This is a genomic window from Pseudomonas peli, assembly GCF_050563605.1.
GTDB classification, from domain to species: Bacteria; Pseudomonadota; Gammaproteobacteria; order Pseudomonadales; family Pseudomonadaceae; genus Aquipseudomonas; species Aquipseudomonas peli_A.
In genome coordinates, this window is record NZ_JBNXUH010000032.1 from 1 (window position 1) to 12,595 (window position 12,595).

At 61.8% G+C, this 12,595-nt stretch carries 15 protein-coding genes; 11 read left to right on the forward strand and 4 right to left on the reverse strand.

Annotation, left to right across the window (positions count from 1 at the left end):
- Positions 1–20: 20 nt before the first annotated feature.
- From ACQ4LH_RS20505 to ACQ4LH_RS20515, 3 genes are read right to left on the reverse strand one after another with little or no spacing between them, the layout of a single operon-like run.
- Positions 21–737, reverse strand: coding sequence for a glycerophosphodiester phosphodiesterase (locus ACQ4LH_RS20505; protein ID WP_430698888.1), 717 nt, complete (start codon positions 735–737; stop codon positions 21–23).
- Entirely contained in the window at positions 734–1,036 is a 303-nt protein-coding gene (locus tag ACQ4LH_RS20510; RefSeq protein ID WP_430698889.1) for a phosphodiesterase, read from the reverse strand. The genes ACQ4LH_RS20505 and ACQ4LH_RS20510 overlap by 4 nt, the downstream gene beginning before the upstream one ends.
- Positions 1,037–1,048: 12 nt before the next feature.
- Entirely contained in the window at positions 1,049–1,630 is a 582-nt protein-coding gene (locus ACQ4LH_RS20515; protein WP_430698890.1) for a PilZ domain-containing protein, read from the reverse strand.
- Between the two features lie 94 nt (positions 1,631–1,724).
- On the opposite strand from ACQ4LH_RS20515, the gene ACQ4LH_RS20520 reads away from it, so the two are divergent.
- The 3 genes from ACQ4LH_RS20520 to ACQ4LH_RS20530 are packed head-to-tail and all read left to right on the forward strand — an operon-like array spanning position 1,725 to position 4,940.
- Complete coding sequence (locus ACQ4LH_RS20520) at positions 1,725–2,990, forward strand: lipoprotein-releasing ABC transporter permease subunit (protein ID WP_430698891.1); 1,266 nt, start codon at positions 1,725–1,727, stop codon at positions 2,988–2,990.
- A 22-nt stretch (positions 2,991–3,012) separates the two neighbouring features.
- Positions 3,013–3,696: a lipoprotein-releasing ABC transporter ATP-binding protein LolD gene (lolD, locus tag ACQ4LH_RS20525; RefSeq protein WP_170049072.1), complete on the forward strand. Its 684-nt coding sequence runs from the start codon at positions 3,013–3,015 to the stop codon at positions 3,694–3,696.
- Positions 3,696–4,940, forward strand: a complete 1,245-nt coding sequence (locus ACQ4LH_RS20530; RefSeq protein WP_430698892.1) for a lipoprotein-releasing ABC transporter permease subunit — start codon at positions 3,696–3,698, stop codon at positions 4,938–4,940. Before lolD ends, ACQ4LH_RS20530 begins: the two co-directional genes overlap by 1 nt.
- 51 nt (positions 4,941–4,991) lie before the next feature.
- Here ACQ4LH_RS20530 and ACQ4LH_RS20535 read toward each other — a convergent pair whose 3' ends face one another.
- A complete protein-coding gene (locus ACQ4LH_RS20535; RefSeq protein ID WP_430698893.1) occupies positions 4,992–5,525 on the reverse strand; it encodes a DUF2062 domain-containing protein in 534 nt (177 codons plus the stop codon).
- A gap of 134 nt (positions 5,526–5,659) precedes the next feature.
- Here ACQ4LH_RS20535 and ACQ4LH_RS20540 point away from each other — a divergent pair, with 134 nt between their 5' ends.
- The 8 genes from ACQ4LH_RS20540 (at position 5,660) to murB (ending at position 12,537) form a co-directional block, all read left to right on the forward strand.
- On the forward strand, positions 5,660–7,885 hold the full coding sequence (locus tag ACQ4LH_RS20540) for a DNA internalization-related competence protein ComEC/Rec2 (RefSeq protein ID WP_430698894.1): 2,226 nt from the start codon (positions 5,660–5,662) through the stop codon (positions 7,883–7,885).
- Between the two features lie 72 nt (positions 7,886–7,957).
- A complete protein-coding gene (locus tag ACQ4LH_RS20545; protein ID WP_311088589.1) occupies positions 7,958–8,590 on the forward strand; it encodes a MotA/TolQ/ExbB proton channel family protein in 633 nt (210 codons plus the stop codon).
- Positions 8,587–9,015, forward strand: a complete 429-nt coding sequence (locus tag ACQ4LH_RS20550) for an ExbD/TolR family protein (RefSeq protein WP_090248015.1) — start codon at positions 8,587–8,589, stop codon at positions 9,013–9,015. The genes ACQ4LH_RS20545 and ACQ4LH_RS20550 overlap by 4 nt, the downstream gene beginning before the upstream one ends.
- A 13-nt stretch (positions 9,016–9,028) precedes the next feature.
- Positions 9,029–10,030, forward strand: a complete 1,002-nt coding sequence (gene lpxK / locus ACQ4LH_RS20555; protein ID WP_430698895.1) for a tetraacyldisaccharide 4'-kinase — start codon at positions 9,029–9,031, stop codon at positions 10,028–10,030.
- A 61-nt stretch (positions 10,031–10,091) separates the two neighbouring features.
- The gene (locus ACQ4LH_RS20560) at positions 10,092–10,277 is read left to right on the forward strand and encodes a Trm112 family protein (protein WP_090387286.1); all 186 of its coding nucleotides are present in this window, start codon (positions 10,092–10,094) and stop codon (positions 10,275–10,277) included.
- Entirely contained in the window at positions 10,278–11,042 is a 765-nt protein-coding gene (gene kdsB / locus ACQ4LH_RS20565; protein ID WP_430698896.1) for a 3-deoxy-manno-octulosonate cytidylyltransferase, read from the forward strand.
- Positions 11,042–11,506 (forward strand): low molecular weight protein-tyrosine-phosphatase, encoded by a 465-nt coding sequence (locus ACQ4LH_RS20570; protein ID WP_430698897.1) that lies wholly within the window; start codon positions 11,042–11,044, stop codon positions 11,504–11,506. Before kdsB ends, ACQ4LH_RS20570 begins: the two co-directional genes overlap by 1 nt.
- Positions 11,503–12,537, forward strand: a complete 1,035-nt coding sequence (murB, locus tag ACQ4LH_RS20575; RefSeq protein WP_430698898.1) for a UDP-N-acetylmuramate dehydrogenase — start codon at positions 11,503–11,505, stop codon at positions 12,535–12,537. Before ACQ4LH_RS20570 ends, murB begins: the two co-directional genes overlap by 4 nt.
- Positions 12,538–12,595: the final 58 nt, after the last annotated feature.

The window sequence follows — 12,595 nt, forward strand, 5'->3', positions numbered from 1 at the left end:
AGCTGGGGCTATCCGGGAGGTTATTCCAGGGTCGCCACTGCCAGGCCGGGAAAGTCGGTGATGATGCTGTCCACACCGAAGTCTGCCAGACGGCGCATCAGTGCCGGTTCGTTGACCGTCCACACCGAGACATGCAAACCGGCTTTTTGCGCCTTGAGCAGGCGCTCTGGGGTGCACAGTGTCCAGTTCAGCGCGAGCAAGTGGCAGCCGTAATGCTTGGCAACCTTCAATGGGTCGAGCCAGGCGTATTCGGCGACAAGGCCGCGTTGCAGGTGCGGCGTCAGCTGTTGCAGGGCGCCGAGTACTTCGCGGGAGCTGGAGGTTACGGTGACCTTGTCCGTCAGCTTGTAGCGCTCTGCCAGCTCGGCAATCGCCTTGACCATGCGCGCCGAGCGAACCTTCGAGGCGCTTTTGACTTCCAGCTGCCAGTGCTCGAAATCGCAGTGCTGGAACAGCTCTTCCAGCCGTGGGATTGGGCAGGGCGCAACTGCGCCGGGGCCGCCTTTGCGTGCGTCATAGGTCACCAGCTCAGCAGCGTCATGCTCAACGACCTTGCCGCGGTGGCCGGTGGTGCGCTTGAGCGTCGGGTCGTGAATCACCATAAGCTCGCCATCGCGCGACAGGTGCAGATCCAGCTCGCAGCGGCGCACGCCATGCTTCAGGCATTGCTGGAAGCTGGCCAGGGTGTTTTCCGGCACCTCGCCTTTGGCGCCGCGATGTCCATAGATGACTGTCACTGTTGCTCCTTGTCGGGCAGGGCTGCGCCGGGCTGATGATGACGCACGCTGTTGATCACATGTTTGTGCTCGAAGTAGACGCTGAACTCGCGGTAATCCCAGCGGGTGATCGGCGGGTTGCCAACACTGGGGTGCTCTTCATCGGCCAGGCCGAAACGCTCGAGCACGGCGCGTTGTGATTCGCCGAACTGCGGCAGCTGTAGCGCACTGCCGCCTTGCTGGCCGATAGGAATTTGCAGGGTATCGGCGTGAGCGCCGAGAGGCAGGAGCAGGGCGAGAAGCAGGAACAGACGGGGCATGGTGGCTCGCTATCAGGGTTGCAGGGGTTGCTCGCGGGCCTGGCGACGCTCCAGGGCCTGGCGCTGCAGGATATGCCGGGCAAGTAGCTGGCGCTGAGCATCGCTCAGGGCTTCGAATTCTGCGCCAATTTCAAATTGCTGCGACGGCAGTGGTTGGCAATGCACCACCTTGGCCCTTAGCAGCAGGCCCAAGGCCTGTGGCATCAGCACCATTTTTACCGCCAGGTGAGCGCCGGTTGCAACGGGCTGAGGGTTATTGAAGCTGACGCCACCCTCGGACAGGCTGACCTTGCGCGGCGTTCCGATGTCGCGCAGCAGGCTTTGCGCCACGGCCTGGCCGAGCAGGTCGATGCGCTTGTTCATTACCTTGAGGTAATTGGCCAGGGTGCGATCACGTTCGGTGATGTGCCGCAGCAGATGCTGCGACTCGAAGTCCATCAGGTGCAGGTCGCTGAGCAGGTTGAATAGTGGGGAGCTGTCGTGAAGCTCATCACTGGCCAGGGCTTCTGCGCCCGAGAGCAGGGTGAATTCCAGTGCGATCGTATCGTCGATACGATAGTATTCGCGGCGATCATCTTCATCTTGAGTCGGCATGGCGAACCCATGGCAGCAGTAGTGGTCAGAGTGTAAGGCTGCTCGCCAAGCCCCGCCACAAGGACGTTTCTTTTTCCCTCGAATCAGCCCCGACATGTTCAGACCTCTGTTCGTATTTATCGGCACGCGCTACACGCGGGCCAAGCGTCGCAACCACTTCGTATCCTTTATTTCCCTGACCTCTATGATCGGGCTGGCACTTGGTGTGCTGGTGATGATTTTGGTGCTGTCGGTGATGAACGGCTTCGACCATGAAATGCGCACCCGCGTGCTCGGCATGGTGCCGCACGCCACGGTCGAGAGCGCCACGCCGATCAAGGACTGGCGCAGCCTGGCCGAACGGGCGCAAAGCAACCCGCAAGTGCTTGCGGTTGCGCCTTTCAGCCAAATGCAGGGCCTGCTGACCAACGACGGCAAGGTGCAGAAAGTGCTGATCAATGCGGTCGATCCGCTGGAAGAGGCCAAGGTCTCGATCATCGGCAACTTCTTCAAGCCTGAAGATGGTGGCAAGGGTTCGCTGGATGCCCTTAAGCCCGGCGAGTTCGGCATGGTGCTGGGCGCCAAGGCCGCAGCCAAACTCGGCGTCGATCTGGGTGACAAGGTCACCTTTGTCGCGCCGGAAGTGACGGTTACTCCAGCCGGTATGTTTCCGCGCCTTAAGCGCTTTACCGTAGTGGGCATCTTCCATGTCGGCGCCGGTGAGATCGACGGTCACCTGGCCCTGACCCATGTACAGGATTTGGCGCGTCTGCAGCGTTGGCAGGCCGATCAGGTGCAGGGCATACGCTTGAAGTTCGCCGATTTGTTCGAAGCCCCACGTACTGCCTGGGCACTGGCGCAGACTTTGGGCGAGGGTGATTACTACGCCCGCGACTGGACCCGCACCCACGGCAATCTGTACCAGGCGATCCGTATGGAGAAGGCAATGATCGGCCTGCTGCTGTTGCTGATCGTCGCGGTCGCTGCGTTCAACATCATCTCCACCCTGGTCATGGTGGTCACCGACAAGAAGGGCGATATCGCCATTCTGCGTACCTTGGGCGCGACGCCGCGGCAGATCATGGCGATCTTTATGGTCCAAGGCACGGTGATCGGTGTGTTCGGTACGGCCATCGGCGCGGTGCTGGGCTGCCTTGCCGCCTTGAATATCAGCAGTGCGATTGCCGCGCTCGAAGGGCTGCTGGGGATCAAATTCCTCAATGCCGATGTGTATTTCATCGACTACCTGCCATCGCAGCTGATGCTGGCGGACGTGCTGCTGGTCTGCGGCGCGGCGTTGATTCTAAGTTTCTTCGCCACCCTGTATCCGGCCTGGCGCGCAGCGCGCACCCAGCCTGCGGAGGCTCTGCGTTATGAATGATCAGGTTATGAGTGATTCGGTTATGCAAGATCGTGCAGTGTTGAGTTGTCGCAACCTCGGTAAAAGCTACGACGAAGGCCCGCAATCGGTGGTGGTGCTGCAGGACCTGCAGCTGGAACTGCACCCCGGCGAGCGCGTGGCGATTGTTGGCAGCTCCGGCTCGGGCAAGAGCACCTTGCTGAATATGCTCGGCGGCCTGGATACGCCGAGCACCGGCAGCGTCTGGCTGGCGGGCGAGGAATTGTCGGCGCTGAATGAAAAGCAGCGCGGTCTGCTGCGTAACCGTGCACTGGGTTTCGTTTACCAGTTTCACCACCTGCTGCCGGAGTTCACCGCGCTGGAGAACGTCTGCATGCCGCTGCTGATTGGCCGCACGCCGATCAGTGAAGCGCGTCAACGCGCCACGGCGCTGCTGGAACGTGTTGGCCTCGGCCATCGCCTGGCGCACAAACCGTCTGAGCTGTCCGGCGGTGAGCGTCAGCGTGTGGCCATCGCTCGCGCCCTGGTCAATCAGCCTGGTCTGGTGCTGCTCGATGAGCCCACTGGCAACCTCGATCACCACACCGCGCAGGGCATTCAGGACCTGATGAAGGAGCTGAGCAGCTCGTCGCAGACTGCCTTTCTGGTAGTGACCCACGACATGGCGCTGGCCCAGCAGATGGACCGCATCCTGCGTCTGGAAGACGGCAAGCTGGTGGCCGCCTGATGTTTCGTCCGCTGAGTATCTTTATCGGTATCCGCTATACCGGGGCCAAGCGGCGCAACCACTTTATTTCCTTTATATCGATGACTTCGATGATCGGCCTGGCCCTTGGCGTTCTGGCGATGATCGTGGTGCTGTCGGTGATGAACGGGTTCCAGAAGGAAATGAGCACGCGCATTCTCGGCATGGTGCCGCATGCCAGCATCGCCGGGACGCAGCCGCTGGATAACTGGCAGCAGGTCGCTGCTGCCGCGAAGAATAATCCGCAGGTGGTTGCTGCGGTGCCGTTTGCTGAGCTCGAAGGCATGCTTTCGGTACGCGGGGCGATGCAGCCGGTGCAGCTGCACGGCGTCGATCCGGCGCTGGAACCGCAGGTGTCGATCATCGACAAGCATATGCAGCAAGGCCGCCTGAGCGATTTGCGTGAAGGTGAGTTTGGCGTGGTGCTCGGCGAGATCACCGCGCGGCGCTTCCAGCTGCGGGTGGGCGACAAGCTGGCGCTGATCGTGCCGGAACTGAGCAGCGTGCCGGGCGGCATCAGCCCGCGCATGCAACGCCTTAACGTGGTCGGCATCTTCAAGGTTGGCGCCGAGCTGGACAGCTCGCTGGCGTTGATTCACGTCGCCGATGCGGCGCATATCCAGCGCATGCAGCCGGGCCAGGTGCAGAGCGTGCGGCTGAAACTGCAGGATCTGTATCAAGCGCCGCAAGTGGCCGCGCAGATTGTCGGCGAGCTGGGCGCGGGTTACAGCTCCGCGGACTGGACCTTGACCCAAGGCAGCCTGTTCAGCGCGATGAAAATGGAAAAGACCATGATCGGTCTGTTGCTGCTGCTGATCGTCGCGGTGGCGGCCTTCAATATCATTGCCACGCTGATCATGGTGGTGGCGGACAAGGGCGCGGATATCGCCATTCTGCGCACCCTGGGCGCGACGCCGGGGCAGATCATGGGCATCTTTATGGTGCAGGGCACTGTGATCGGCGTGATCGGTACGGTTATCGGCGCAGTGCTGGGCATTCTGGCGGCGCTGAATGTCAGTCAGCTGGTGGGCTGGATCGAGCGTTTGAGCGGTCAGCAGGTGATGAGTTCGGATGTGTATTTCATCAGCAATCTGCCATCTGAGCTGCTGCTGTCTGATGTTCTGCTGATCTGCGGGGCGGCGTTCAGCCTGAGCTTTCTGGCTACCGTCTACCCGTCCTGGCGGGCCGCGCAGATTCAGCCGGCCGATGCGCTACGTTACGAATAAGCTACGCTGGCAGAAACAAAAAAGCCGTTACTGAGTAACGGCTTTTTTGTGTCAGTGCTGCGCGTTTTGCTGACTGCGTTTTTCCTGGCGCTTGCGCCAGTTATGCCGCACCCACCAGCGCCAGTAAGCGTTGGTGGCGAAGTAGCCGATCAGGGCAAACAACAGGCCGAGTACTAACGAACCTAGATAGAGCGGCTGCCAGTGGGTTTGCAGAACATGGCCGACCCAGCCGAGGGTGATGTGATCAGGCATTTGCAGGGTGGGTGTGTTCATCAGCCAGGCGCCGAATTTGTAGCTGCAATAGAACACCGGCGGCATGGTGATCGGGTTGGTCAGCCAGACCAGGCCAATCGAGATCGGCAGGTTACCGCGGGCCGGAATGGCCACGGCGGCAGCGGCGGCCATTTGCATGGGCATGGGGATCATCGCCCAGAACAGGCCGATAGCCATGGCGCGTGAAACAGAATGTCGGTTGAGGTGCCAGAGGTTGGGATCGTGGATCAGGCTGCCCAGAAAGCGCAGGGATTTATTGCCCTTGATGCGGTCTGGGTGAGGCATGTAGCGCTTGAATAAACGACGCGGCATGAAGGCTCTCTGGCGGGTAAAAGCGCCGACATTATGCACCCTTTGATGACAGCCTGCTTTCACACTTTGTGACAGCAAATAAGCAAAAGCTGATCGACAGGTTAAATGCTGTATTCGACTCATGGAGCGAGTCTATGCGCACAGGGATTTTCGCGCTGGTGGCCGGGCTGCTGGTGCTGCGCTTTCTTCCGGCTTTGCCGCCGTTGTGGCTGTTGGCTCTTTTGCCGGTTGTCGGTTTGATGCTGCTGCCGTTTCGCAGTTATCCCATCGCCTTGTTTCTATTCGGTTTCAGCTGGGCCTGCGTATCGGCGCAGTGGGCGCTGGATGATCGTCTGGCGCGGCAGCTGGATGCTCGTACCCTGTGGTTGCAAGGGCAGGTGGTTGGCCTGCCCGAGGTGGGCGAGGGCGTGGTGCGCTTTCAGCTGGAGCAGGTGGCTTCACGTCGCGACAAATTGCCCGCGCGTCTGCGCCTGGCCTGGTATGACGGGCCGGCAGTGCGCGCGGGCGAGACCTGGCGCCTGGCGGTACGGCTCAAGCGCCCCCATGGTTTGGTCAATCCTCAGGCATTCGATTACGAAGCCTGGCTGCTGGCGCAGCGCATCGGCGCCACTGGCACCGTAAAAAGTGGTGAGCTGATTGCCCCTGCCAGTGGCTCCGGGGCCTGGCGTGACCGCTTGCGTCAGCAGCTTTTGGCAACGCCCGCATATGGTCGCGAAGGTGCGTTGGCGGCTTTGGTACTGGGCGATGATTCGGGGCTGTCGACGGCGGATTGGCAGGTACTGCAGAACACCGGTACGGTGCATCTGATGGTCATCTCCGGCCAGCATATCGGCCTGCTGGCGACACTTTTATATGGTCTGGTTGCCGGCTTGGCGCGCCTGGGGTTCTGGCCACGCAGCTGGCCCTGGTTGCCCTGCGCCTGTGTGTTGGCCTTTGCTGGCGCGTTGGCTTACGGCCTGCTGGCAGGTTTTGAAGTGCCGGTGCAGCGCGCCTGCGTGATGGTCGGCCTGGTGCTGCTCTGGCGCTGGCGCTTTCGTCATCTTGGTGTGTGGCTGCCTTTGTTAGTGGCATTACTTGTGGTGCTGCTGGGCGAGCCGCTGGCCAGCTTGCAGCCGGGTTTCTGGTTGTCCTTTGGCGCGGTGATGCTGCTGATCCTGATCTTCAGCGGTCGGCTCGGTGCCTGGCCCTGGTGGGGCACCCTGTTGCGCGCGCAATGGGCCATGGCTATTGGTTTGCTGCCGTTGTTGCTGGCGCTCGGTTTGCCGGTGAGTGCCAGCAGCCCCTTAGCTAATCTGGTGGCTGTGCCAGTGGTGGGGTTACTGGTAGTGCCGCTGGCATTGCTCGGCACGTTATTGCTGCCCTTGCCTGGGGTTGGGAGTGCGCTGCTTTGGGTGGCAGGCTGGGTGCTGGATCTGCTGTTCTATCTGCTCACGCAATTGGCCCTATGGCTGCCAGCCTGGTTGCCCAGTGCCTTGCCATTCTGGGCTTGGTTGCTGGTGGCGCTTGGCGCGTTGGTGTTGCTATTGCCGGCTGCCTTGCCAATGCGCAGCCTGGGCGCATTACTGCTGCTGCCCTTGTTGTTCAGCCCGCAGCAACGTCCTGAGTACGGGCGAGCCGAGGTGTGGATGCTGGACGTCGGCCAGGGCCTGGCGGTGCTGGTACGCACTCAGGAGCATGATCTGCTGTATGACGCAGGCCCGCGCTTTGGTGAGTTCGATACTGGCGAGAGGATAGTGCTGCCTTCTTTACGTGCGCTGGATGTGCGTGGGCTCGATCTGCTGCTGATCAGCCATGCTGATAACGATCACGCCGGTGGCGCCGTAGCGATCAAGCGCGGTCTGCCGGTCAGGCAGATACTCAGTGGCGAGCCGGATAAGTTAGCGTCTTCATTACAGGCTACAGCTTGCGTCAGTGGGCAGCGCTGGCAGTGGGACGGTGTTGAGTTCAGCACTTGGCGCTGGACGGGCGCTACCGATGGGAACCAGGCGTCCTGTGTGCTTCGAGTCGAGGCCAACGGTGAGCGGCTGTGGCTGACTGGCGATATCGACAGCCACGCTGAGCGAGCCTTGCTCGATAGTGGTCTTGGAATGCCGGCGCAGTGGCTGCTGGCGCCGCACCATGGCAGCCGCAGCTCTTCGTCTGCGGCGTTATTGGCACAGGTTAAACCGGCTGCAGTGTTGATCTCCCGGGGCACGCACAATAGCTTTGGCCATCCACATGCGGAAGTAATGGCGCGTTATCGCGCGGTGGCGGCGCAGCCCTATGACACGGCCCAGCACGGCGCGGTACGGATTCAACTGGGCGCATTCGAGCAGGCGCAGGGTTTGCGCTATCGAGCACGTTTTTGGCGGGAAAAATGAGAACGGCGGCGGTCGGCGAGGCCGCGACCCTATGCTAGAGTGGCGCCACTTTTGTGAAGGGGATCTGCCACCGTGTGGGAACTGGTTAAAGCTGGCGGCTGGATGATGCTGCCGATCATTCTGTGTTCTATCGCTGCGGCCGGCATCATTGCCGAGCGCCTGTGGACGCTGCGGCCGAGCCGCATCACCCCACCCAACCTGCTCGGTCAGGTGTGGAAGTGGATCAAAGAGAAAAAACTCAATAACCAGAAGCTCAAGGAACTGCGCGCCAACTCGCCGTTGGGGCAGATCCTCGCAGCCGGCCTGGCCAACTCCAAACATGGTCGCGAGATCATGAAGGAGTGCATTCAGGAAGCTGCCGCCCGGGTGATCCACGACCTGGAACGCTACCTGAATGCCCTGGGCACCATCGCCGGTATCGCGCCGCTGCTGGGTTTGCTCGGCACCGTGCTGGGCATGATCGAAATCTTCAGCTCCTTTATGGGCTCGGGCATGGCCAATGCGTCTTTGCTCGCCGGCGGTATTTCCAAGGCGCTGATCACTACGGCGGCGGGCTTGATGGTGGCCATTCCGGCACTGTTCTTCCACCGTTACCTGCAACGCCGCGTCGATGAGCTGGTGGTCGGCATGGAGCAGGAGGCGATTCGCCTGGTGGAAGTGGTGCAGGGCGACCGTGATGTCGACATGGGCGAGGACAAGGCGTGAAATTCCGGCGCAAACCGCGGGAGAACGTCGAGATCAACCTGGCCTCGTTGATCGACGTGGTGTTTATCCTGTTGCTGTTCTTCGTGGTCACCACCACCTTTACCCGTGAGACCCAGCTCAAGGTCGATCTGCCGGAGGCCGCCACTGGCACGCCGCCGGAGCAGACCGAACTGAAGCAGCTGGAAATCCTGATTGCTGCCGATGGCAGCTACTCGCTGAATGCCAAACAGTTGCTGAAAAGCGATCTGGAAAGCCTGATGGCAGCGCTGCAGAAGGAATCGGAAGGTGATAACAGCCTGCCGTTGATCATCAGCGCCGATGCCAAGGCGCAGCATCAGGCGGTGATTACCGCCATGGATGCGGCCGGCAAACTGGGTTTTGCCCATCTGCGCATGACCACCATCGAGGCGCAAGCCGCGCCTTGAGGGTTGCCCACTGATGAGCCTGTCCGCACGCCTCACTGCTGCCTGGTACTCCGGTCATCCGGCGCTGGGTCTGCTGCGTCCGCTGGAGTGGCTGTATCGCACGGTGGTGCAGCGCAAGCGTGCGCGATTTCTGGCGGGTGAGGGCGAGATCTACCGTGCTCCCGTGCCGGTAGTGGTGGTCGGCAATATCACCGTCGGCGGCACCGGCAAAACCCCGATGATTCTCTGGCTGATCGAGCATTGCCGCCGCCAAGGGCTGCGCGTCGGTGTGGTCAGTCGCGGCTATGGTGCGCAGCCGCCGCAGCTGCCCTGGCGCGTGCAGGCCGATCAGGCCGCTAGCGTGGCCGGCGACGAACCCTTGCTGATCGTGCAGCGTAGCGGCGTACCGCTGATGATTGATCCTGATCGCGGCCGCGCCTTAGCGGCCTTGCTGGCGGCCGAACAGCTGGACCTGATCCTCAGTGACGACGGCCTGCAGCACTACCGTCTGGCCCGAGATCTCGAACTGGTGCTGATCGATGCCGCGCGCGGCTTGGGCAATCGCCATTGCCTGCCTGCCGGCCCGCTGCGTGAGCCGGTCGAGCGTCTGCAGAGTGTCGATGCGCTGCTGTATAACGGCGCGTCGAGCGATCCGCACGATGGCTACGGCTTTACCCTGCAGCCGCGTACCTTGGTCAATCTGCGCAGTGGTCAGCAGCACCCGCTCAGTCACTTCCCTGCCGGTCAGGCCCTGCATGCGGTCGCCGGTATTGGCAACCCGCAGCGTTTCTTCAATACCCTCGAAGGGCTACACTGGCGGCCTGTCGCGCATGCCTTTGCCGACCATGCGCCGTATAGCGCCGAGCTGCTGAATTTCAGCCCGGCGCTGCCGGTGTTGATGACGGAAAAGGATGCGGTCAAGTGCCGTGCCTTTGCGGCTGACGATTGGTGGTACCTGGCGGTGGATGCCGAGCCTTCGGCCGCGTTTGTCGCCTGGTTTGATCAGCAATTGCAGCGTCTTGTGCCGCGCGCCTGACTGTTCTGATCATTCGGCGGCCTCGTCCGCCCCAGCAGCTGCTTCCTATCAAGGATCTCCCATGGACCCGAAACTACTCGACATTCTCGCCTGCCCACTGTGCAAGGGCCCGCTGAAGCTCGCCGCTGACAAGAGCGAGCTGATCTGCAAGGCCGACGCACTGGCTTTCCCGGTTCGCGATGGCATCCCGGTGATGCTGGAAACTGAAGCCCGCACCCTCAACGTCGACGAGCGCCTGGACAAGTAAATGAGCACTGCCTTTACCGTTGTGATTCCGGCGCGTTTCGCTTCCAGCCGCCTGCCGGGCAAGCCGCTGCAGGATATTGCCGGCAAACCGATGATCCAGCATGTCTGGGAACAGGCGTGCAAAAGCAGCGCCCAACAGGTGGTGGTGGCCACCGACGATGCACGCATTGTTGAGGTGTGCCGCAGCTTTGGTGCGCAGGTGGTGCTGACCGACGCCTCCCACAACTCCGGCACCGACCGCCTGGCTGAAGTAGCCACGGCTCTGGGCCTGGCTGCTGACGCCATCGTGGTCAACGTACAGGGTGATGAGCCGCTGATTCCGCCATCGATCATTGATCAGGTGGCGGCCAACTTGGCAGCGAATCCGCAGGCGGCCATCGCCACCCTGGCTGAGCCGATCGAGGATGTACAGGCGCTGTTCAATCCCAATGTGGTCAAGGTGGTCAGCGACAAGATGGGCCTGGCTTTGACCTTCAGCCGCGCGCCGCTGGCCTGGGCGCGGGATGCCTTTGCCAAGAGCCGTGACGAGCTGCCAGCAGGCGTACCGTATCGTCGCCACATCGGTATCTACGCCTACCGTGCGCAGTTTCTCCATGACTTCGTCGTCTGGGGTCCGTGCTGGCTGGAAGACACCGAGTGCCTGGAGCAGCTGCGCGCGCTCTGGCATGGCGTGCGTATCCATGTCGCCGATGCTCTGGACGCCCCCCCTGCGGGCGTCGACACGCCGGAAGACCTGGAGCGGGTTCGTCGCCTGCTGGGGGCCTGATGCGCGTTCTGTTTGTCTGTCTGGGCAATATCTGCCGCTCGCCCACGGCCGAAGGCGTGTTGCGCCACAAGCTGCGTGAGGCGAGGCTGGAAGGGCGCGTCGAAGTCGACTCGGCCGGTACTGGCGACTGGCATGTGGGCAAGGCGGCGGATATCCGCACGCGCCAGGCGGCGCAGCAGCGTGGCTATGACCTTTCGGCATTGCGTGGCCGGCAGGTCAAGGCGGCGGATTTTCACGCCTTCGACCTGATTCTGGCGATGGATAACAGCAACCTGCACGACCTGCAGCAGCTGCGTCCGGGCAATGATGCGGCCGAGCTGGACCTGTTTCTGCGCCGTTATCAGCTGGAGCTGGATGAAGTGCCGGACCCCTATTACGGTGGCGAGGCCGGTTTTGCCCAGGTGCTGGATTTGATCGAGCAGGCCTGTGATGCCCTGGTGCTCGAACTCAAGGGGCGTTTATGAGCTTGCAGGTGCGCACCCAGGTATCGCTGAAGCTCTATAACAGCTTTGCCGTCGAGGCTCAGGCCAGCCATTTTGCCGAGGCTGAGAATGATCAGCAGGTGCGCGAAGCGCTGAGCTATGCGCAAACGCAGCAGTTGCCGCTGTTGTTGCTCGGGGGCGGCAGCAATCTGCTGCTCACTGCTGACGTCGAGGCGCTGGTGCTGCGTATGGCCAGTCGCGGTATTCGCGTGCTCAGCGATGACGGCGAGCGTGTGGTGATCGAGGCAGAGGCGGGCGAACCCTGGCATCCGTTTGTGCAGTGGGCGCTGGCGCAGGGCTTTGCCGGCCTGGAAAACCTCAGCCTGATTCCCGGCACAGTGGGCGCTGCTCCGGTGCAGAATATCGGCGCGTACGGCGTTGAGCTGAAGGATCTGTTTGCCGGTTTGACGGCCTTGGATCGACAGAGTGGCGAGCTGCGTGAGTTTTCTCTGCATGACTGCGCCTTTGCCTACCGCGATAGTTTGTTCAAGCGCGAAAGCGGGCGCTGGGTCATCCTGCGAGTGCGCTTTGCCTTGAGCCGTGTTGCTGCGCTGCATCTGGATTACGGCCCGGTGCGTCAGCGTCTGGCGGAGCAGGGCATCAGTGCCCCGACGGCGCTGGATGTCAGCCATGCCATCTGCGCCATTCGCAGTGAAAAATTGCCTGACCCTGCTGAGCTAGGCAATGCCGGCAGCTTCTTCAAAAACCCGTTGGTATCGGCTGAGCTAGCGCAGCGCTTGCGCGCTGAGCATGCCGATCTGGTGGCCTATCCTCAGGTGGTGAATGGCCAGGCGGACGGGCAGGTCAAACTGGCCGCCGGCTGGTTGATCGAGCGGGCGGGCTGGAAGGGCTTTCGTGAGGGTGATGCAGGCGTGCATCGCTTGCAGGCGTTGGTATTGGTCAATTACGGCTCCGCCAGCGGTGCGCAGTTGTTGGCGCTGGCGCAGCGTATCCAGGCGGATATCGCCCAGCGTTTTGCGGTGGAACTGGAGATCGAGCCAAACGTGCTCTAAGGCGTTTTGGCGGAAGCTAGCGAACAGCGTATTGATCGCACTGTAATAAAAGCCAGAA

What these genes read in the sequence shown, in the direction of transcription:
- murB (WP_430698898.1), top strand. Translation starts at nt 11,503, where the DNA reads ATGAGCTTGCAGGTGCGCACCCAGGTATCGCTGAAGCTCTATAACAGC.
- ACQ4LH_RS20560 (WP_090387286.1), top strand. Translation starts at nt 10,092, where the DNA reads ATGGACCCGAAACTACTCGACATTCTCGCCTGCCCACTGTGCAAGGGC.
- ACQ4LH_RS20530 (WP_430698892.1), top strand. Translation starts at nt 3,696, where the DNA reads ATGTTTCGTCCGCTGAGTATCTTTATCGGTATCCGCTATACCGGGGCC.
- kdsB (WP_430698896.1), top strand. Translation starts at nt 10,278, where the DNA reads ATGAGCACTGCCTTTACCGTTGTGATTCCGGCGCGTTTCGCTTCCAGC.
- lpxK (WP_430698895.1), top strand. Translation starts at nt 9,029, where the DNA reads ATGAGCCTGTCCGCACGCCTCACTGCTGCCTGGTACTCCGGTCATCCG.
- ACQ4LH_RS20570 (WP_430698897.1), top strand. Translation starts at nt 11,042, where the DNA reads ATGCGCGTTCTGTTTGTCTGTCTGGGCAATATCTGCCGCTCGCCCACG.
- ACQ4LH_RS20535 (WP_430698893.1), bottom strand. Translation starts at nt 5,525, where the DNA reads ATGCCGCGTCGTTTATTCAAGCGCTACATGCCTCACCCAGACCGCATC.
- ACQ4LH_RS20540 (WP_430698894.1), top strand. Translation starts at nt 5,660, where the DNA reads ATGCGCACAGGGATTTTCGCGCTGGTGGCCGGGCTGCTGGTGCTGCGC.
- ACQ4LH_RS20520 (WP_430698891.1), top strand. Translation starts at nt 1,725, where the DNA reads ATGTTCAGACCTCTGTTCGTATTTATCGGCACGCGCTACACGCGGGCC.
- lolD (WP_170049072.1), top strand. Translation starts at nt 3,013, where the DNA reads ATGCAAGATCGTGCAGTGTTGAGTTGTCGCAACCTCGGTAAAAGCTAC.
- ACQ4LH_RS20510 (WP_430698889.1), bottom strand. Translation starts at nt 1,036, where the DNA reads ATGCCCCGTCTGTTCCTGCTTCTCGCCCTGCTCCTGCCTCTCGGCGCT.
- ACQ4LH_RS20515 (WP_430698890.1), bottom strand. Translation starts at nt 1,630, where the DNA reads ATGCCGACTCAAGATGAAGATGATCGCCGCGAATACTATCGTATCGAC.